Here is a 19,093-nt window from a genome sequence, read left to right on the forward strand (position 1 = left end):
CTCCTCATTCAGCCGGCTGCATCGCTGGCCAGGAAGCGCTCGGCCAGCCGCACCCAGAAGGCGGCGCCGATGGGCAGGTTGCGGTCGTCGAAGTCATAGCCGGGGTGGTGCACCATGCAGGGGCTCTGGCCGGGGTGGCCCTCGGCGCCATTGCCGATCAGCAGGTAGCTGCCGGGGCAGTGCTCGAGCATCACCGCGAAGTCCTCGCTGCCGACGAGCGCGGGGCCCTGCAGCGTCACCCGGTCGGGGCCGACCAGTTCCAGCGCCACCTCGCGCGCCAGGTCCGTCTCGGCGCGGTGGTTGACCAGCACCGGGTAGTCGCGCTGGTAGACCACCTCGGCGCGCACGCCGTAGCTCTCGGCCTGCGCCGTCACCAGCGCGGTGATGCGCTGCTGCAGCAGGTCGCGCACCGCGGGGTCGAGCGCGCGCACGCTGAGCGCCAGCGTCGCGGCCGCCGGAATCACGTTGTTGGCGCGGCCGGCCTGCAGGGCGCCGACGGTGACCACCGCCGTCTGCCGCGGGTCGACGTTGCGCGAGACGATGGTCTGCAGCGCCATCACGATGCTGGCCGCGGCCACCACCGGGTCGGTGGCGCGGTGGGGCATCGCGCCGTGGCCGCCCACGCCGTGCAGCGTGATGGTGACGTCGTCCGAGGAGGCCATCGCCGGCCCGTCGCGCAGCACGAAGTGGCCCTGCGGCGTGCCCGGCATGTTGTGCATCGCGAACACCGCGTCGCAGGGAAAGCGCTCGAACAGGCCCTGCTCGATCATCAGCTTCGCGCCGCCGGGGTGCTCCTCGGCGGGCTGGAAGATCAGGTGCAGCGTGCCGTCGAAGTGGCTCTGTTCGGCCAGGTGGCGGGCCGCGGCCAGCAGCATCGCGGTGTGGCCATCGTGGCCGCAGGCGTGCATCACGCCTGCGTGCCGGCTGGCCCAGGGCTTGCCGCTGCATTCGTGGATCGGCAGCGCGTCCATGTCGGCGCGCAGGCCCAGCCGCTTCCCGCCCGTGCCGCGGCGCAGCGTGCCCACCACGCCGGTGGTCGCCAGGCCGCGGTGGACCTCGTAGCCCCAGGCGGCCAGGCCCTCGGCCACCAGCTGCGAAGTCCGCATCTCGGCCAGGCCCAATTCCGGGTGCTGGTGCAGGTCGCGCCGCAGCGCGACGAAGGCCTCGGCCTGCGCCTGCAGCCGGCCGATCAGCGGGTGCGCGGTCATCGGCACGGCCGGCTCACTCCGCCTGCAGGTGGATCGATGCCGCCAGGGCGCGGTAGCGCGCGATCTCGGCGGTGTAGAACTTCGCCGAGTCGGCCAACGACATCGGCTGGGCCGCGCGCATGCCGAGCTTCTCGAGCAGCGCACGCACCTGCGTGTCCGACGCCACCTTCAGCAGCGCCAGATGCAGCTTCTGCACCATGGCCTCGGGCGTCTTGGCGGGCACCATGTAGGCGCTCCACAGGCTGGTGGGCATGCCCTTGAGCGCCTGGGTCTCGCTGGCCGCGGGCATCGACTTCATCTGCTCATGGCGCTGGCTGCCGAACACGGCCAGCGGGTTGAGCTGCCCCTTCTCGGTCATGCCGACGATGACGCTGTTGTAGAGCGTGATGACGAAATCGAGCCGCCCGCCGATCAGGTCCTGCACCATCGGCGCGCCGCCGCGGTAGGGCACGTGGGTGAACTTGACGCCGTTCTGGTTCGCCAGCTGCTCGGTCAGCAGGTGGTAGGCCGAGCCGATGCCGGTGCTGCCATAGGTCAGCGGCCGGTCCGGCTGCGACCGGGCCAGCGCGATCAGCTCGTCGGCGGTCTTGACCGGCAGACCGGCGCGGGCGATCAGCACAAAGGGCGACTCGCCGATCGGGTGCACGACGCGGAAGTCCTCCGCCCGCAGTTTGACCGACTTCAGCGCCAGCGGCGGCAGGATCAGCTCGTTGGGCGAGCCCTGAAACAGCATCTGGCCATCGGCGGGCGCGCTGAGCACCTTCTGTGCGCCCACGGTGCCGCTGACGCCGCTGACGTTGTCGATCAAGATGGTCTGTTGCAGATGCCCGCGCAGCGGCTCCTGCACCGCCCGCGCGATCGCGTCCGACAGGGCCCCGGCCGGGTAGGGCACCACCAGCGTGGTCACGCGCGCCTCCTGCGCCCCAGCGCCACCAGTGTGGGACAGGCCGCCGGCCAGGCAGCTCAGGTTGAACAGGCGGCGGGTGATCGCGAGGTACATGGCGTCTCCAAAACGGTTCATGGCAACGAGCAGGATGGCGCCATCGTAGGCAGACAGCAGGACAACAGATAGACTCCCAATCGGGTTCATGACAACTGATGGTTGTCACATAGGATTGGCGTCGAGGGCCACAATGGCCGGGGTTCGAGCCCCCCACGGGAAAACACCGAGCGGCCCGGTCGTCCCCCAGTCCCGCTTCACCGTCATCCGATCCGCATGAAACTCCAGCAATTGCAGATCCTGGTTGCCGTCGTCGAACATGGCGGCATCCGCGCGGCCGCACGTGCCCTGCACCTGTCGCAGGCGGCGGTGACCAAGTCGATGCGGCTGCTGGAGGAAGAGGCCGGTGTGCCGCTGCTCCTGCGCCGCTCCCGCGGCGTGGACCTGACCGAGGCGGGAACGCGCCTGTTGGCGAGGGCCCGGGTGGTCACCCGCCAGATGGCGCTGGCACGCGACGACCTGCGCCAGGCCGCGGGGGAGGACGCCGGCAGCGTGCGCCTGGGGGTCACGCCCTTCGTCACCCTGAGCGGCCTGGGCGAGGCCTTCCGCTGGTTCCGGCAGCGCTACCAGCATGTGCAGGTGCAGCTCATCGAAGGCCTGATGGCCCGCGTGCTGCCGGGCCTGCGTGCCGGCACGCTCGACATCGCGGTGGTCGCGGCGGATGTCGGCGAGCTGGAGGGGGATGAATTCCAGCGCCAGCGGATCCTCCAGGCGCCACAGCGGATCGTGGTGCGCGAAGGTCACCCGGTGCTGACCGCCCCCGATGCGCACGCGCTGGTGGCGCAGGAGTGGATCTTCACGCAGTCGATTGCCGGCGGGCAGCAGCCACGCATCGACGCCATGTTCGCACTTGCCGGTGTCGCCCCGCCCAGGCGCGTCGTGCTGTGCGAAACCCTGGCCGCCATGACGCTGCTGCGCCACTCGGACGCGGTGAGCCTGTTTCCCGCCCCGCTGCTGGGCCACCCGGAGTCACGTGGGATCGTCGCGATCGACCCCTGCCCCATTCGGCCCTGCGACGTGGAATTGCTGCTGCTCACGCGGCCAGATGTGCCGCTCACGCCCGCCGCAGCCTACCTCGCGCACTGCCTGATGCAGGTATGTTGACGCGCCACCGGACCGCAGGGCTCAGATGCACCGCCCCCCATCCACCTCCATCGCCACGCCGGTGATCATGCTGGCCTCGTCGCTGCACAGGAAGCCCGCGGCGTTGCCCAGGTCCTCGGGTGTCGAGAAGCGGCCGATCGGGATGGTGGAGAGGAACTTGGCGCGCACCTCGGGCGTGTCCTCACCCATGAAGGTGGCGAGCATCGGCGTCTCGCCGGCCACCGGGTTGAGCGCCACAACGCGGATGCCGAAGGGCGCCAGCTCCACCGCCATCGAGCGGGTCGCGGTGATCACCCAGCCCTTGCTGGCGTTGTACCAGGTCAGCCGCGGGCGCGGGCTGACGCCCGCCGTGCTGGCGATGTTGAGAATGACGCCGGCCTTCCTCGCCTTGAAGCGCGGCACCGCCTCGCGCGCGGCCAGGTAGATCGCCTTCATGTTGAGCGCGACGAGGCGGTCGAAGGTCGCCTCGTCCAGCTCTTCCATCGGCTGCGGCAGGTGGCCCATGCCGGCGTTGTTGACCAGGATGTCCAGGCCGCCGAAGTGATGCTCGGCTGCGTCCAGCATGGCGCGCACGTCGTCGGCACGGGTGACGTCGGCGGTCACCGCCAGCGCGGCTTCACCGAGTTCCGCGGCCACCGCCTGCGCCGCCTCGCCATTGCGGTCGGCCACGATCACCTTCGCGCCTTCGGCGACGAACTTGCGCACGATCCCTGCGCCGAAGCCGGAACCGCCGCCCGTCACCACCGCCACCTTGCCTGGCAGTCTCATGGCGCCCACTGCATCGCCTCTCGCATCGCTCACTGCATCGCTCCTTGTTGTTGCGGCGCAGCACGTCGCGCCGCCCACGTCAATCCGGGCAGCCCGGCGGCCTGTGCCAGCCTGGGACACCGCACAATAGCCCAATCCATCACGAACGAGGGTGCCCGGCACCTGCTGACGTCTTGCTGAGCTGGTTCCTGCTGAAGCGCCTGGCGACGCTGCTGATCACCCTGGCCGTGGCCTCGGTGGTGATCTTTGCCGTGCTGGAGTTGCTGCCCGGCAACGCGGCCGAGGTGGTGCTGGGCGACACCGCCACGCCGGAGGCCGTCGCCGCCCTGGAGGCCCGGCTCGGGCTGGACCGCCCGCCGCTGGCGCGCTACACGCACTGGGTGGGCGGCCTGCTGAGCGGGCAGACGGCGCAGAGCATCTCCTACGACACCCCCACCGCCGAGCTGATCGCGCAGCGCCTGCAGGTCACCCTGCCGCTGGCGCTGCTGGCGATGGCGCTGACCACGCTGGCGGCCCTCGGCCTGGGCGTGTATGCGGCGGCGCACCACCGCCGCCTCGGCGACGTCGGCGTGATGGCCGCCAGCCAGGTGGGCATGGCGATCCCCAACTTCTGGTTCGCCATCCTGCTGATCCTGCTGTTCGCGGTGAAGCTGCGCTGGTTCGCCGCCGGCGGGTTTCCGGGCTGGGTGGAAGACGAAGGCGGCGGCCTGTGGCTGGGGCTGAAGGCGCTGCTGCTGCCGGCGCTGTCGCTGGCGGTGATCCAGGCCGCGATGCTGGCGCGCGTGACGCGCTCGGCCGTGCTGGAGGTGATGCGCGAGGACTACGTGCGCACCGCCCGCGCCAAGGGGCTGAGCCGCCGCGCCGTGCTCTGGCGCCATGTGCTGCGCAATGCGCTGATCCCGGTGGTCACGCTGATGGGCCTGCAGTTCGCCAACCTGGTGACCAGCGCGATCGTGGTGGAGAACGTCTTCGTGCTGCCCGGCGTGGGCCGGCTGGTGTTCCAGGCCATTTCCAACCGCGACCTGGTGGTGGTGCGCGACACCGTCATGCTGCTGGCCGCGGCGGTGGTGCTCATCAACTTCCTGGTGGACCTGGTCTATGCGCTGATCGACCCGCGTCTGGCCCCGGCGGAGGCGGCATGACGGCGGGTCGAACGCGCCCCCATGCCGCCCCGCTCCCCGGCTTCGGCCAGCGCGCGCTGCGCCACCCGAGCTTCCTGATCGGCGCGCTGCTGAGCGCGGCGGTGCTACTGGCGGCGCTGCTGTCGCTGGCCTGGTCGCCCTACCCGCCCGCGGAGATCGACATCCCCAACAAGCTCGCGGCCCCCAGCGCGGCGCACTGGCTGGGCACCGACAGCCTGGGGCGCGACGTGGCCTCACAGCTGCTGGTGGGCGCGCGAGCCAGCATCCTGGTGGGCGTGATCGCCGTGGGCATCGGCCTGGTGGCGGGCGTGGCGCTGGGATGCCTGGCGGCGGCGCGGCGCGGCTGGGTGGAGGAGGTGATCATGCGCACCACCGACTTCAGCATCGCCTTTCCCGCGCTGCTCACCGCCATCCTGCTGACCGCCATCTACGGCCCCGGCCTGCTGACCAGCATGGTGGCGATCGGGCTGGCCTACGTGCCCTGGTTTGCCCGCATCACCCGCGGCGCGGCCAACGCGATCTGGGTGCGCGACTACGTCCTGGCCGCCCGCGCCGCCGGCAAGAACCGCTGGCGCATCACGCTCGACCACGTGCTGCCCAACATCGCCAGTGTGCTGATCGTGCAGGCCACCATCCAGTTCGGCACCGCCATCCTGGCCGAAGCGGCGCTGAGCTACCTCGGCCTGGGCACCCAGCCGCCACAGCCGAGCTGGGGCCGCATGCTCAACGAGGCACAGACGCAGATCTTCCAGGCCCCCGAGCTGGCGATCTACCCCGGCCTGGCGATTGCCGCGGCGGTGCTGGGCCTGAACCTGATGGGCGACGGGCTGCGCGACCTGCTCGACCCGAAGCTGGCGCGGCAGCGATGAGCGACGCGACCGCGGCCACTACAGCGCCTCTGCTCGACGTGCGCGACCTGCGCGTGCGCCTGCGCACCCACCGCGGCACGGTGGAGGCGCTGCGGGGCGTTTCTTTTGCGCTGGCGCGGGGCGAGACGCTGGGGCTGATCGGCGAATCCGGCTGCGGCAAGTCGCTCACCGCGCTGGCGCTGATGGGGTTGCTTCCCGAAGGCGCGCAGGTCAGCGGCTCGATGCGCTTCGAGGGCCGCGAACTGGTGGGCCTGCCGGAGCGCGAATGGTGTGCGCTGCGCGGTGACCGCGTCGCGATGGTGTTCCAGGAGCCGATGACGGCGCTGAACCCGCTGCACCCGATCGGTGCGCAGATCGCCGAGCCGCTGCGGCTGCACCGCGCCCTGGGCCGCAGCGAAGCACGGGCCGAGGCTCTGCGCCTGCTGGAGCGGGTACAGCTGCCGCAGGCCGCGCGCCGGCTGGACGCCTACCCGCACCAGCTCAGCGGCGGGCAGCGCCAGCGGGTGGTGATCGCCATCGCACTGGCCTGCCGGCCGGACCTGCTGATCGCCGACGAGCCGACCACCGCGCTGGACGTGACCATCCAGCGCGAGGTGCTGGCGCTGATCGCCGAGCTGGTGGCCGAGGACGGCATGGCGCTGCTGCTCATCAGCCATGACCTGGGCGTGATGGCGCAGCAGGTGCAGCGCATGCTGGTGATGTACGGCGGCCAGGGGGTGGAGAGCGGGCCGACGGCGGAGGTCTTCCGCCGCATGAGCCACCCCTACACCCGTGGGCTTTTTGCTGCCCGGCCGCGCCTGGGTCTGCCGCGCGGCACCCGGCTGGCGACGATCCCCGGGCGGGTGCCGGAGCTGGCCGACCTGGGCGACGGCTGTGCCTTTGCCGAACGCTGCCCCTGGGCCGCCGAGGTCTGCCGCGCCGCATCGCCACCGCTGCAGCCGGTGGGCCCGGGGCACGACGCGCGCTGCGCCCGGCTGGCCGAGGTGGGGGCGCCGCTCGATGCCGTGTCCGCCGCGGGGGTTACCGCCGCAGGGACCACCGCCGCAGGGCCCACCGCCACTGGAGTCGCGCATGGCTGAGCCCTGGCTGCTGGAGGTGCGCGACCTCGCCAAGCGCTACCGGCTGCCGCGCGAGCGCCTGTTCGGGCCGGCGCCGCACCTGCAGGCGCTGGACGGCGTGAGTTTCACGCTGGCGCGCGGGCGCAGCCTGGGCGTGGTGGGCGAGTCGGGCTGCGGCAAGTCGACCCTGGCGCGGCTGGTGATGGCGCTGGAGTCACCCAGCGCCGGCTCGGTGCAGCTGCTCGGCCAGGACCTGCACCGGCTCGGCGCGGCCGAGCTGCGCGCCGCGCGCGCGCAGTTCCAGATGGTGTTCCAGGACCCCTACGGCTCGCTCGATCCGCGGCTGACGGTGGAGCGCACCGTCGGCGAGCCGCTGGAGATGCAGCCGCAGCTGAGCCCGGCCGAGCGGCGCCGGCGCATCGGCGAATCGCTGGACGCTGTGGGCCTGCGCGCCGCCGATGGCAGCAAGTACCCGCACGAGTTCAGCGGCGGCCAGCGCCAGCGCATCGCCATTGCCCGAGCCCTGGTGACGCGCCCGGCGCTGATCGTGGCCGATGAGCCGGTCAGCGCGCTGGACGTGTCGGTGCAGGCCCAGGTGCTCAACCTGATGCAGGACCTGCAGGACCAGTTCGGCCTGAGCTACCTCTTCATCAGCCACGACCTGGCGGTGGTGGATCTGGTCTGCGACGAGGTGATCGTGCTGCAGGCCGGGCGCATCGTCGAGCGCGGCGACCCGGATACCTTGTTCCGTTCCCCGCAGCACCCCTACACGCAGCGGCTGATCGACGCGGTGCCGAAGGTGATGCCGGCCCCGGCCAGTCAACCATGAACGGCCCTCGCTCGTCATGGGTCGGCCTGCCGTTTTGCCGGATGGCCCGAGCCCGCGCGGTCAGGCACCATGCCCCTTCCCTCTGAGAGGAAAATTTCGATGAACCACGACGCTCTGAACACCCCCTCGATGCGGCCGGATCGCCGCGTTGCCGCCGTGTCCCTCGCGGTGCTGGCGCTGGCCGGCTCACTCGCCGCCACCGAGGCGCTGGCGCAATCCCGCCGTGACAGCGTCGTGATCGGCATGGTGCTGGAGCCGCCGGGCCTGGACCCGACGGTGGCGCCCTCGGCCGCCATCGGCGAGATCGCGCACTACAACATCTTCGAGGGCCTCACGAAGATCAACGTGGACGGCAGCGTCACCCCGCTGCTGGCCGAGAGCTGGACGATGGACCCGGACGGCAAGCTCTACACCTTCAAGCTCAAGAAGGGCGTGAAGTTCCAGGACGGCGAGGCCTTTGACAGTGCCGACGTGAAGTTCAGCTTCGAGCGCGCCAAGGCCGAGGGCAGCACCAACAAGGCCAAGAAGGCGGTGTTCGACAACATCTCGTCCGTCGCCACGCCGGATGCGCACACCGTCATCGTCACGCTCAACAACGCGGACGGCAACTTCCTGTTCCGCATGGGCGAGAACACTGCGGTGATCCTGGACGCCAAGAGCGCCGCCACCGCCGCCACCAAGCCGGTCGGTACCGGCCCCTACAAGTTGGAGAACTGGGCCAAGGGCAGCGCCGTCACGCTGGTGAAGTGGGACGGTTTCCGCAACGCCGGCGCCGTCAAACTCAAGAAGGCCACCTTCCGCTTCATCCCCGACGCGGCGGCGCAGTCCGCCGCACTGCTGGCCGGCGACATCGATGCCTTCCCGCGTGGCATCGCCAACCAGTCCCTGCCGCAGTTCAAGCAGGACGCGCGCTTCGTGGTCGAACTGGGCAACCAGGCCGGCAAGGGCATCATGACCATCAACAACAAACGCAAGCCGTTTGATGATGTGCGCGTGCGCCGCGCCCTGGCCCACGCGGTGGACCGCAAAGCCTTCATCGACGGCGTGCTCGACGGCCTGGGCAAGCCCATCGGCAGCCACTTCGCGCCCAGCGACGCCGGCTACGTCGACTTGACCGGGATGTACCCCTACGACCCGGAGAAAGCCAAGGCGCTGCTGAAGGAGGCCGGCGTGGCCACGCCGCTGAACGTGACGCTCACGCTGCCGCCCCCGCCCTACGCCCGCAAGGGTGGCGAGGTGCTGGCCGCGCAGCTGGCCAAGGTGGGCGTCATCGCCAAGATCGAGAACGTCGAGTGGGCGCAGTGGCTGTCGGGCACCTTCAAGGGCAACTTCGACCTGACGGTGATCAACCACGTCGAGCCGCTGGACTATGTGCAGTACGCCAACACGGCCTACTACTGGGGCTACGACAACAAGGCCTTCCGCGACCTGGTGAGCAAGCACGCCGCGACCACCAACGCCAAGGAGCGGACCAAGCTCTTTGGCGACATCCAGCGCCAGCTGGCCACGGATTCGGTGAACGTCTATATCTTCAACCCCACCCAGGCGGCGGTGTACAAGAAGGGACTCAAGGGCATCTGGGCCAGCTCGCCGATCTTCGCCAACGACCTGGCCGCGACGGCCTGGCAGTGACGGGTCTGCTTCGATGAGCGCCCTGCACGACCTGAGCGCGACCGAACTGGTGGCCGCCTATGCCCGGCGCGAGCTGTCGCCGGTGGAGGTGGCGCAAGCTGTGCTGGCGCACATCGACCACTGGGAGCCTCACCTGGGCGCCACCTGGGCGATGGACCCGGACGGGGCGCTGGCGATGGCGCGGGCGTCCGAAGCCCGCTGGCGGCGCGGCGAGCCCGCCGGGTCGGTGGACGGCGTGCCGACGATGCTCAAGGAGAACATCGCCACCCAGGGCGTGCCGGTGCCGCTGGGCACCGCCGCCATCGAGCTGGTCCCGGCCGCGGCGGACGCCCCGCCCGCCGCCCGGCTGCGCGAGGCCGGCGCCGTCTTCCTCGGCAAGACCACGATGCCGGACTACGGCATGCTGTCCTCGGGCCTGTCGAGCTTCCACCGACTCGCGCGCAACCCCTGGGACCTGCGCCTCAACCCGGGCGGCTCCAGCTCCGGCGCTGGTGCCGGGGCTGCGGCCGGCTATGGTCCCCTGCACCTGGGCACCGACATCGGCGGCTCGGTGCGGCTGCCGGCCAGCTGGTGCGGCATCTTCACCCTCAAGCCCAGCCTGGGCCGCATCCCCATCTACCCGCCCTACGCCGGGCGCGTGGCCGGGCCGATGACGCGCAGCGTGGAAGACGCCGCGCTGATGATGGGTGTGCTCAGCCAGCCTGACGACCGCGACGCCACCCGCCTGCCCCACGACCCGACGATCGCCTGGACCGACCTGGACAGGTTGGACCTGAAGGGCCTGCGCCTGGGCCTGCAACTCGATGCCGGCTGGGGCATGCGCGTCGACCCCGAGGTGCGCGACGCGGTGGTCGCCGCGGCCCGACGCTTCGAGGCCGAGGGCGCGATCGTCGAGCCGCTGGCGCCCTTCATGACCCGCGAGATGGCCGACGGCATGGACCGCTTCTGGCGCATGCGCTCCTGGCTGGACATCTCGGCCCTGCCGATGGCGCGCCAGCAGAAGGTGCTGCCCTATATCCGCCAGTGGGTGGCCAGCGGCGCGCGCCTGAGCGCCGCCGAGGTCTTCCACGGCCACAGCCAGATGGCGGCAATGCGCGACGCCGCCGTGGCCAGTACCCAACGCTTCGACTTCGTGCTCAGCCCGACGGCGCCCAACGTGGCCTTCCCGGCCGAATGGGCCAGCCCGATCAACGACCCCGAGCGCCCCTTCGAGCACATCGCCTTCACGCTGCCCTACAACATGAGCGAACAGCCGGCCGCCTCGATCAACGGCGGCTTCACGGCCGCGGGGCTGCCCATTGGCCTTCAGATCGCAGGCCATCGGCACGACGACCTGGGCGTGCTGCGACTGGCCCGTGCCTGGGAGCAGCTGCGCGGGCCACAGCGGGCGTGGCCGCAGCCGCCCGGCTGACCGCCCGCAGGGGGACCGGAACCGAAAAGGCCACCCGCTGCGGGTGGCCTTCATTCCTCTCGCGATGCCTCTGATCAGCGCTTCAGCGAATCGCGGATCTCGCGCAGCAGCACCACATCTTCCGGCGTGGGCGCCGGTGCGGCCGGAGCGGGCGCCGGCTCCTCGCGCTTGAGCCGGTTCATCACCTTCACCATCTGGAAGATGATGAAGGCCAGGATGACGAAATTCAATGCGATGGTGATGAAGTTGCCGTAGGCCAGGACCGCGCCGGCCTTCTTGGCCTCGGCCAGCGTGGTGGCCGTCTGCCCCGCCAATGGAATGAAGTGGTTGCTGAAGTCCAGCCCACCGAAGATCTTGCCGACGATCGGCATCACGATGTCACCAACCAGTGAATCGACGATCTTGCCGAACGCCCCGCCGATGATCACGCCGACGGCGAGATCCATGACGTTGCCCTTCAGTGCGAACTCCTTGAACTCGGTCATCATGCCCATGGTGTGGTCTCTCCTTTGGTGGGTTAGCTAGTGTCGGCGAAGCCGTCCAAGCGTGAAGTATTCACACCTTTTGTTACGAGTCAAGCGGGCGCGCGAAAATGGGGCCTGTTGTATTCGCCCCGCGATCCGAGGCATGAAGCGGCTGCGACAGAGGGCGCCACACGCCGTGACCACGCGAAACAGTGCACACGCCGGGCTAGAATCAGGGGTTGCCCCCAAGTCGGATCCGGATTTTCTTTTCCCCGAGGAATCACATGAGTGACCAGCAAGTCGACCAGGCCAAGCGGACATGGCTGATCGCGTCAGGCTGCGCCGGCGCGATCGGCGGTGTCGCCGCGGCGGTCCCCTTTGTCAGCACCTTTGCGCCGTCTGAGCGCGCCAAGGCGGCCGGTGCCGCGGTGGAAGTCGACGTCTCGGCCCTGAAGCCAGGCGAGAAGATGACCGCCGAGTGGCGGGGCAAACCGGTGTGGGTCGTGCGCCGCACCCCGGAACAGCTCAAGGACCTGGAGAAGCTCAGCGCCGAGATGGCCGATCCGAACTCGGATCGCAACGCCTATCCGACCCCGGACTACGCCAAGAACCTGACCCGCTCGGTCAAGCCGGAGTACCTGGTCGTGATCGGCATCTGCACCCACCTGGGCTGCTCGCCGTCGGACAAACTCCAGGCCGGCCCGCAGCCCTCGCTGCCGGACGACTGGAAGGGCGGGTTCCTCTGCCCCTGCCACGGCTCCACCTTCGACCTGGCAGGCCGCGTGTTCAAGAACAAGCCCGCGCCGGACAACCTCGAAGTCCCGCCCCACATGTACCTGTCGGACACCAAGTTGGTCATCGGTGAAGACAAGAAGGCTTGACAAGGAACATCGAGGTCAACATGGCTGATTTCAAGGAAGTTTCCGCCGACGCACCAATGGCCACGAAGGCCACCGTCTGGCTGCAGAACCGGTTCCCCACCGCGTTCGACGCCTACAAGGTGCACATGTCGGAGTACTACGCTCCGAAGAACTTCAACTTTTGGTACTTCTTCGGCTCGCTCGCCCTGCTGGTGCTGGTCATCCAGATCGTCACCGGCATCTTCCTGGTGATGCACTACAAGCCGGACGCGTCGCTGAACAACGCCGGCATCCCGGTGGCGTTCGCCTCGGTCGAGTACATCATGCGCGAAGTCCCCTGGGGCTGGCTGATCCGCTACATGCACTCCACCGGCGCATCGGCGTTCTTCGTCGTCGTCTACCTGCACATGTTCCGCGGGATGATGTACGGCTCGTACCGCAAGCCGCGCGAACTGGTGTGGATCTTCGGCTGCGCCATCTTCCTGGCGCTGATGGCCGAGGCCTTCATGGGCTACCTGCTGCCCTGGGGCCAGATGTCGTACTGGGGCGCCCAGGTCATCGTGAACCTGTTTGCCGCCGTGCCTTTCGTCGGTCCGGACCTGTCGCTGCTGATCCGCGGTGACTACGTCGTCTCGGACGCCACCCTGAACCGCTTCTTCAGCTTCCACGTCATCGCCGTGCCGCTGGTGCTGATCGGTCTGGTCGTGGCTCACCTGCTGTCGCTGCATGACGTGGGTTCGAACAACCCCGACGGCGTCGAGATCAAGGCCAAGAAGGACGAGCGCGGGATCCCGTTGGATGGCATCCCCTTCCACCCGTACTACACGGTGCACGACATCGTCGGCGTCGCAGGCTTCCTGATCGTCTTCACCGCGATCGTGTTCTTCGCGCCGGAACTGGGCGGCTACTTCCTGGAGTACAACAACTTCATCCCGGCCGATCCGCTGAAGACCCCGCTGCACATCGCACCGGTGTGGTACTTCACGCCGTTCTACTCGATGCTGCGCGCCACCACCGACGTGATGGTCAACGTGCTGGTCGTGGTGATCGGCCTGGCCGCGGTGCTGTCGGTGCTCAAGGGCGGCTTCAACAGCAAGGTCAAGCTGGGCATCCTGGTTGCCGCCGTGGTGGCCGCCGGCCTGCTCAAGACCTTCGACGCCAAGTTCTGGGGCGTGGTGGTGATGGGCGGTGCGGTCGTCATCCTGTTCTTCCTGCCCTGGTTCGACAAGAGCCCGGCGAAGTCGCTGCGCTACCGGCCGAGCTGGCACACGGGTCTGTACCTCGTGTTCGTCGTGCTCTTCCTGGTGCTGGGCTACCTCGGCATCCAGCCGCCGTCTGACATCGGCACGATCATCGCCCAGGTGGGCACCCTGTTCTACTTCGGCTTCTTCCTCCTGATGCCCTGGTGGAGTCAGCTAGGGACCTTCAAGAAGGTGCCCGAGCGCGTCACCTTCAAGCCCCACTGATGCCAGCGGACGAAACAGGAGCTCAGACCACCATGAAAAAGTTCATTGCGTCCCTGCTCGTCGCGGCAGCCACCAGCCTGACGGCCTTCCTGCCGGCGGCCCAGGCTGCTGGTGGCGGCCTCGCCTGGGACAAGTTCCCCGTCGAGAAGATGAACGACCAGGCCGCGCTGCAGCGCGGCGCCAAGCTGTTCGTCAACTACTGCCTGAATTGCCACAGTGCCGCCTTCGTGCGCTTCAACAAGCTGCGCGACATCGGCCTGACCGACCTGCAGATCAAGGACAACCTGCTGTTCACGGGCGAGAAGGTCGGCGATCTGATGAAGATCTCGATGGACTCGCGTCAGGCCAAGGAATGGCTGGGAGCCACCCCGCCTGACCTGACCCTGGTGGCGCGCTCGCGTGCCGGCCACAACGGCACGGGTGCAGACTACCTCTACACCTACCTGCGCACCTACTACCGCGACGAGACCAAGGCCACCGGTTGGAACAACCTGGCCTTCCCGAGCGTGGGCATGCCGCACGTGCTGTGGGAACTGCAGGGTGAGCGCCGCGCGATCTTCGACGAGAAGACCCACGAGTTCACCGGCAAGTACGAGCAGCTCAAGCCCGGCAAGATGTCCACTGCCGAGTACGACGGTGCCGTCGGTGATTTGGTCGCCTTCATGACCTGGATGGCCGAGCCGGCCCAGGGCCTGCGCACCAAGCTGGGTTTGTTCGTGCTCGCCTTCCTGGCTGTCTTCTTCGTGATCGCCTGGCGCCTGAACGCCGCGTTCTGGAAAGACATCAAGTAAACCTGGATGACGGCGGGTCCGGTCCTCGACCGTTGGCCCGCGTCGCGCGCAGCGGCAGTTACCTGTCGCTGCGCGATTTTCTTTTTCCGATTCCCTTCCAGCCCTAAGGAGCGCTCCCGCCATGATGGTGCTTTACTCCGGGACGACCTGCCCCTACTCGCATCGCTGCCGTTTCGTGCTGTTCGAGAAAGGCATGGACTTCGAGATCCGCGACGTCGATCTCTACGCCAAGCCCGACGAGATCGCGCTGATGAACCCGTACAACGAGGTGCCCATCCTCGTCGAGCGCGAGTTGATCCTGTACGAATCGCACATCATCAACGAGTACATCGATGAGCGCTTCCCCCACCCGCAGCTCATGCCCGGGGACCCGGTGGCTCGTGCGCGTGTGCGGCTGTTCCTGTTCAACTTCGAGAAGGAGCTGTTCACCCACGTGAATGCGCTCGAAGGCCGTGGTGGCGTCAAGCCCAACGACAAGCAGCTGGAAAAGGCCCGTTCGCAGATCCGCGACCGGCTGACCCAGCTCGCGCCGATCTTCCAGAAGAACAAGTTCATGCTGGGCGACGACTTCTCGATGCTCGACGTGGCCATCGCCCCGCTGCTGTGGCGCCTGGACTACTACGGCATCGACCTGTCGAAGAACGCCGCGCCGCTGCTGAAGTACGCTGAGCGCATCTTCTCGCGCCCGGCCTACATCGAAGCGCTCACGCCTTCCGAAAAGGTGATGCGCAAGTAAGCGCACAGCGCACAGCCAGCCAGGCCAGTACGGGCACCGATCGACATGCCGCCACTCGACGACACCTCCTCAGACCAGCCCAGCCCCTCGACGCGGCCCTACCTGATCCGCGCACTGCATGACTGGTGCACCGACAACGGCTTCACGCCGTACCTGGCGGTGTACGTCGACAGCAGCGTGCGGGTCCCGATGGAGTACGTGAAGAACCACGAGATCGTCCTCAACGTCGGTTTCGAGGCCACCAGCGGGCTGCGCCTGGGCAACGAGACCATCGATTTCAAAGCCCGCTTCGGTGGCTCGGCCCGCGACATCATGGTCCCGGTGGACCACGTCATCGCGATCTACGCCCGCGAGAACGGCCAGGGCATGGCCTTCCCCGTGCCTTCCGTCGCCGGAGCAGGCACGGAGGGCGAAGAGACCGTCAGCCATGCCACAGCGAATCCGGTGTCGGAATCGGCCGCCCCAACCGGCCTGCGGCTGGCCACGCCAAGCGCGTCCGAATCGGGAGACGACGATGACACGCCCCCGCCCGGCCCCGGTGCCACCCCGCTGCGCCCGACGCTCAAACGTGTGAAGTGATGCGTCGTCCTTGGCAACCCGCGGTGGCCCGCTCCTTTGAGCGGGCCCGCAGGGATGTCTACAATTCTGCTCTGTCGTTCACGAGTTGCGTGAGCGAAAGTCATCAGACATCGCCGCTTTAGCTCAGTTGGTAGAGCAACGGTCTTGTAAACCGTAGGTCGTCCGTTCGATTCGGACAAGCGGCACCAATCTAGCCGGTCACAAAGACCCACGACCGCGCAAGCCCCTAGAGAAATCAACGCTCTAGGGGCTTTTTTCATGTCACGTCCAGTCACGTCCACGCTGGACAGCGCACCCCGACCGGGGGAACATGTGGGGGAACAGAAGCAGGGGAACGCTTCAGACCGGGGGAACAGACCCTGTGCAGGCCGTTCCCCCAGTGCGAGGACACCCCATGCTGACCGATGCCGATTGCCGCAATGCCATCTGCCCGGAAGGCAAGCCGCGCGCCCGCCTGGCGGACGCTGGCGGGCTGTACTTGGAGGTGACGCCGAACGGGGCGCGGCGCTGGTTCGTGAAGTACCGCTTTGGCGGCAAGGAAAAGCGCCTGGCCGTGGGCAACTACCCCGGCGTGTCACTCAAGGACGCCCGCAAGGCCCGTGACGAGGCGCGCAAGACACGGGAGCGCGGCGCCGACCCTGTGCAGGCCCGCCAGATTGAGCGAGCCACCGCCAGCACCAACAGCGCCACCACCTTCGAGGCCGTGGCACGGGAGTTCCACCACACCAAGGCGGGAGGGTGGAGCACGTCCTATGCAGAGAAGTGGCTGCGCCTGGTCGAGAAAGACCTGTTCCCCTGGCTGGGGACGCTGCCGCTGGCCGACGTGTCGGCACCCGTGCTGCTGGCCGCCCTGCGCCGCACCGAAGCCCGGGGCGCCCACAACACCGCCCACGAGCTGCGCCAGTACGCCGGGCAGGTGTTCCGCTACGGCGTGGCAACGGGCCGGTGTGAGCGCAACCCCACCGCCGACCTGGCCGGCGCCCTGAAGCCCTTGCAGGTCAAGCACATGGCCGCCGTGCTCGACCCGGCCGGTGTGGGCGCCCTGCTGCGCAACATCAGCGGGTACGCGGGGCATCCGCTCACCCGGGCCGCGCTGGCGCTGTCGGCCCTGCTGTTCCAACGCCCCGGGAACATCCGCGCCATGGAATGGGGCGAGCTGGACACCGACGCGGCACTCTGGACCATCCCCGCCGCCAAGATGAAGCGCACCGTGCACGGCAAGGTGAACGGCCGGCCACATCTGGTGCCTCTGGCGCCGCAGGCCCTGGCCATCCTTGAAGAGCTGCGCCCGCTGTCCGGGCGTGGCCGGTTCGTGTTCCCTTCGCTGCTGGGGGATGGCGAGTGCATGAGCGAGAACACCATCCGCGCCGCGCTGCGCCGCATGGGCTACACCAATGACGAGATGACCGCCCACGGCTTCCGGGCCATGGCGCGCACTTTGATCGGCGAGCGGCTGCCCGGCATCCATCAAGACGTGATCGAAGCGCAGTTGGCGCACGGCAAAGCCGGCCCGCTGGGCATGGCCTATGACCGCGCGGAGTACATGGAACAGCGCCGCCAGATGATGCAGGCATGGGCCGACTACCTCGACCGATTGCGCGCGGGCGCCCAGGTGTTGCCGTTCAAGGCCGCCTGACCTGGCCGACAATCACCCCGCCGCGCCTAGGCTGATCCCCGAACACCAGGCGCCCCACCTGGCCGGCGCGGCACTCATCGATGGGGATGCATGGGGGCATGCATGGACATCGACGAATTCGAGCGCGTGACACTGCGCCGTGCCGCTACTGGCGACATGGCCGCCCGGCGCGTAGCGCTGGCGCTGGGTGCCGACGCCCTCGCGCGAGGCGTACTGCCGTCGGGCGCATTGCGCGCGTTCTTGGTCGACGGCCTCACCGCTTTGATGGCTGTCGTCGACACCGGCCCCGGTGAACGACTCACTCCAGACGATGCGTTGGCGTTCTTCGGTGGCGAACGCAACCCACCACATCGCAAGCCGAACCCGGAACGCGAAACCGAGTCGATGGCGCTATCTGCCGCCGTCCACCTGCTGTCAAAACCAGCCGGCAACAAGAGCGCCGCCGTTGAGATTGTGGCGGGCGCGGTGCCGTGTGACCCTAAGACAGTCTGGCGTAAGTGCAGCGGGCTCGACTGGTCGGGCGTCGCAGAAGGTGTGACACGCCAGACCGCGGCCCCCGTGCTGTCCCGGGTGGCAGCAGAAGCCACGCGCGCAAACGGCTTGTACTCGCAGGAAGTCCGCGACTTCCTGTCAGTGACGTAGTGAGAGCGGCCCGGAAACATCCGGGCCATGAACACGACGCACCAAGCCGCACAAACCGCCACGAAGGCTCCGACCCGGCGCCTTCATGTCCAACCCGTTGAGGCCTTCGCCGACCCCGACGCGCTGCTGAACCTGCGCACCGCGTCGGCTTGGTCGGGCCTGAGCGAATCGAGCCTCTACCGCGCCGCCAAAGATGGCCGACTGAAGTTGCTTCGACTGTCGGCCCGCTGCACCCGCGTCCGCGCTGGCGAGCTGCGCCGCTTCTTGACCTCGCTGGGCTGAGGTGCCGGCCATGCAGACCGACCCCAGAAACGAGAAGGGCCGGGACGCCCACCACGGCGACCCGACCCACATGCAGACCGGCGCCGATTGTGCATGCGCCGCCGCTGATATTCCAGCCCCCACGCGCCGCCTGACTCCCCGCCGCGCTCGGCTGCTGGCCGCGCTGCTGGACGGGCCGAAAACCCGCGAGCAACTCGACCGCGCCGCGGGCACCAGCAACTCGCCCGACGTGGTGATGATTCTGCGCCGCGATTTCGGCCTGGTGATCGACTGCGAGCACATCAAGGCGACCGACCGAGACGGCGAGCCCTGCCGGCCGGGCGTGTACTCGCTGCGAGAGAGTGACCGCGCCAAGGTGAACGCCTTGTTGAAGGGGGTTCACGCATGACCACGCTTGACCGCGCAAAACCGCGCGATACACTGGCCGCAGGTGCTCGTAACACCTTGATTGCAGCGGTCAGCCGCCCCGACAGTGCGGCTTTGTCACGTCCGAATTCTGTGCAGGTTTCGGGCGGGATGAGCCTATCCGCAAGGACGGCTGCACGGCTGCAATCGTGTTACGAACATCCCGCCCACCCGGTGCCCGTCGTAAGGCGCGCGGGTGGTCTTCAAGTGC

General features: G+C 68.6%; 20 protein-coding genes and 1 tRNA gene. 17 read left to right on the forward strand and 4 right to left on the reverse strand.

From position 1 onward, the window contains the following. Positions 1 to 8 precede the first annotated feature (8 nt). Positions 9 to 1,208, reverse strand: coding sequence for a M20 aminoacylase family protein (locus NGK70_RS20530; protein ID WP_251973846.1), 1,200 nt, complete (start codon positions 1,206 to 1,208; stop codon positions 9 to 11). A 13-nt stretch (positions 1,209 to 1,221) separates the two neighbouring features. Beyond that, the gene (locus NGK70_RS20535) at positions 1,222 to 2,208 is read right to left on the reverse strand and encodes a tripartite tricarboxylate transporter substrate binding protein (RefSeq protein WP_251970334.1); all 987 of its coding nucleotides are present in this window, start codon (positions 2,206 to 2,208) and stop codon (positions 1,222 to 1,224) included. Between the two features lie 216 nt (positions 2,209 to 2,424). On the opposite strand from NGK70_RS20535, the gene NGK70_RS20540 reads away from it, so the two are divergent. After that, positions 2,425 to 3,312: a LysR family transcriptional regulator gene (locus NGK70_RS20540; RefSeq protein WP_251970335.1), complete on the forward strand. Its 888-nt coding sequence runs from the start codon at positions 2,425 to 2,427 to the stop codon at positions 3,310 to 3,312. A 21-nt stretch (positions 3,313 to 3,333) separates the two neighbouring features. Here the strand turns inward: NGK70_RS20540 and NGK70_RS20545 are convergent, their stop codons facing one another. After that, the gene (locus tag NGK70_RS20545) at positions 3,334 to 4,080 is read right to left on the reverse strand and encodes a glucose 1-dehydrogenase (protein ID WP_251970336.1); all 747 of its coding nucleotides are present in this window, start codon (positions 4,078 to 4,080) and stop codon (positions 3,334 to 3,336) included. Positions 4,081 to 4,256: 176 nt separating this feature from the next. Here NGK70_RS20545 and NGK70_RS20550 point away from each other — a divergent pair, with 176 nt between their 5' ends. From NGK70_RS20550 to NGK70_RS20575, 6 genes are all read left to right on the forward strand, one after another. After that, complete coding sequence (locus tag NGK70_RS20550) at positions 4,257 to 5,222, forward strand: ABC transporter permease (RefSeq protein ID WP_251973847.1); 966 nt, start codon at positions 4,257 to 4,259, stop codon at positions 5,220 to 5,222. Beyond that, complete coding sequence (locus NGK70_RS20555) at positions 5,219 to 6,091, forward strand: ABC transporter permease (protein WP_251970337.1); 873 nt, start codon at positions 5,219 to 5,221, stop codon at positions 6,089 to 6,091. The genes NGK70_RS20550 and NGK70_RS20555 overlap by 4 nt, the downstream gene beginning before the upstream one ends. After that, positions 6,088 to 7,170 carry an ABC transporter ATP-binding protein gene (locus NGK70_RS20560; RefSeq protein ID WP_251970338.1) on the forward strand — a complete coding sequence of 361 codons (1,083 nt, stop codon included), beginning with the start codon at positions 6,088 to 6,090 and terminating at the stop codon, positions 7,168 to 7,170. Before NGK70_RS20555 ends, NGK70_RS20560 begins: the two co-directional genes overlap by 4 nt. Beyond that, complete coding sequence (locus NGK70_RS20565) at positions 7,163 to 7,978, forward strand: ATP-binding cassette domain-containing protein (protein WP_251970339.1); 816 nt, start codon at positions 7,163 to 7,165, stop codon at positions 7,976 to 7,978. The genes NGK70_RS20560 and NGK70_RS20565 overlap by 8 nt, the downstream gene beginning before the upstream one ends. Before the next feature lie 129 nt (positions 7,979 to 8,107). Continuing rightward, positions 8,108 to 9,610, forward strand: a complete 1,503-nt coding sequence (locus NGK70_RS20570) for an ABC transporter substrate-binding protein (protein ID WP_428985622.1) — start codon at positions 8,108 to 8,110, stop codon at positions 9,608 to 9,610. Positions 9,611 to 9,623: 13 nt separating this feature from the next. Then, entirely contained in the window at positions 9,624 to 11,021 is a 1,398-nt protein-coding gene (locus tag NGK70_RS20575; RefSeq protein WP_251970341.1) for an amidase, read from the forward strand. Between the two features lie 74 nt (positions 11,022 to 11,095). Here NGK70_RS20575 and mscL read toward each other — a convergent pair whose 3' ends face one another. Then, positions 11,096 to 11,515: a large conductance mechanosensitive channel protein MscL gene (mscL, locus tag NGK70_RS20580; RefSeq protein ID WP_310742548.1), complete on the reverse strand. Its 420-nt coding sequence runs from the start codon at positions 11,513 to 11,515 to the stop codon at positions 11,096 to 11,098. Between the two features lie 254 nt (positions 11,516 to 11,769). Here mscL and petA point away from each other — a divergent pair, with 254 nt between their 5' ends. From petA to NGK70_RS20630, 10 genes are all read left to right on the forward strand, one after another. Continuing rightward, entirely contained in the window at positions 11,770 to 12,366 is a 597-nt protein-coding gene (gene petA / locus NGK70_RS20585; protein WP_251970342.1) for a ubiquinol-cytochrome c reductase iron-sulfur subunit, read from the forward strand. A 20-nt stretch (positions 12,367 to 12,386) separates the two neighbouring features. Next, complete coding sequence (locus tag NGK70_RS20590; protein ID WP_251970343.1) at positions 12,387 to 13,811, forward strand: cytochrome b; 1,425 nt, start codon at positions 12,387 to 12,389, stop codon at positions 13,809 to 13,811. Positions 13,812 to 13,843: 32 nt separating this feature from the next. Next, a complete protein-coding gene (locus NGK70_RS20595; protein WP_251970344.1) occupies positions 13,844 to 14,602 on the forward strand; it encodes a cytochrome c1 in 759 nt (252 codons plus the stop codon). Positions 14,603 to 14,723: 121 nt separating this feature from the next. Beyond that, on the forward strand, positions 14,724 to 15,338 hold the full coding sequence (locus NGK70_RS20600) for a glutathione S-transferase N-terminal domain-containing protein (protein WP_251970345.1): 615 nt from the start codon (positions 14,724 to 14,726) through the stop codon (positions 15,336 to 15,338). Between the two features lie 45 nt (positions 15,339 to 15,383). Further along, the gene (locus tag NGK70_RS20605; RefSeq protein WP_251970346.1) at positions 15,384 to 15,917 is read left to right on the forward strand and encodes a ClpXP protease specificity-enhancing factor; all 534 of its coding nucleotides are present in this window, start codon (positions 15,384 to 15,386) and stop codon (positions 15,915 to 15,917) included. A gap of 112 nt (positions 15,918 to 16,029) precedes the next feature. Further along, positions 16,030 to 16,105 (forward strand) — tRNA-Thr (locus tag NGK70_RS20610). A 206-nt stretch (positions 16,106 to 16,311) separates the two neighbouring features. Next, entirely contained in the window at positions 16,312 to 17,553 is a 1,242-nt protein-coding gene (locus NGK70_RS20615; protein ID WP_251970347.1) for a tyrosine-type recombinase/integrase, read from the forward strand. Between the two features lie 102 nt (positions 17,554 to 17,655). Then, positions 17,656 to 18,195 carry a hypothetical protein gene (locus tag NGK70_RS20620; RefSeq protein WP_251970348.1) on the forward strand — a complete coding sequence of 180 codons (540 nt, stop codon included), beginning with the start codon at positions 17,656 to 17,658 and terminating at the stop codon, positions 18,193 to 18,195. A 27-nt stretch (positions 18,196 to 18,222) separates the two neighbouring features. Continuing rightward, complete coding sequence (locus NGK70_RS20625; protein WP_251970349.1) at positions 18,223 to 18,477, forward strand: helix-turn-helix transcriptional regulator; 255 nt, start codon at positions 18,223 to 18,225, stop codon at positions 18,475 to 18,477. A gap of 10 nt (positions 18,478 to 18,487) precedes the next feature. After that, positions 18,488 to 18,865, forward strand: coding sequence for a hypothetical protein (locus NGK70_RS20630; RefSeq protein ID WP_251970350.1), 378 nt, complete (start codon positions 18,488 to 18,490; stop codon positions 18,863 to 18,865). Positions 18,866 to 19,093 lie beyond the last annotated feature (228 nt).

This window comes from Sphaerotilus microaerophilus (genome assembly GCF_023734135.1).
In the GTDB taxonomy this organism is placed as follows: Bacteria; Pseudomonadota; Gammaproteobacteria; order Burkholderiales; family Burkholderiaceae_C; genus Sphaerotilus; species Sphaerotilus microaerophilus.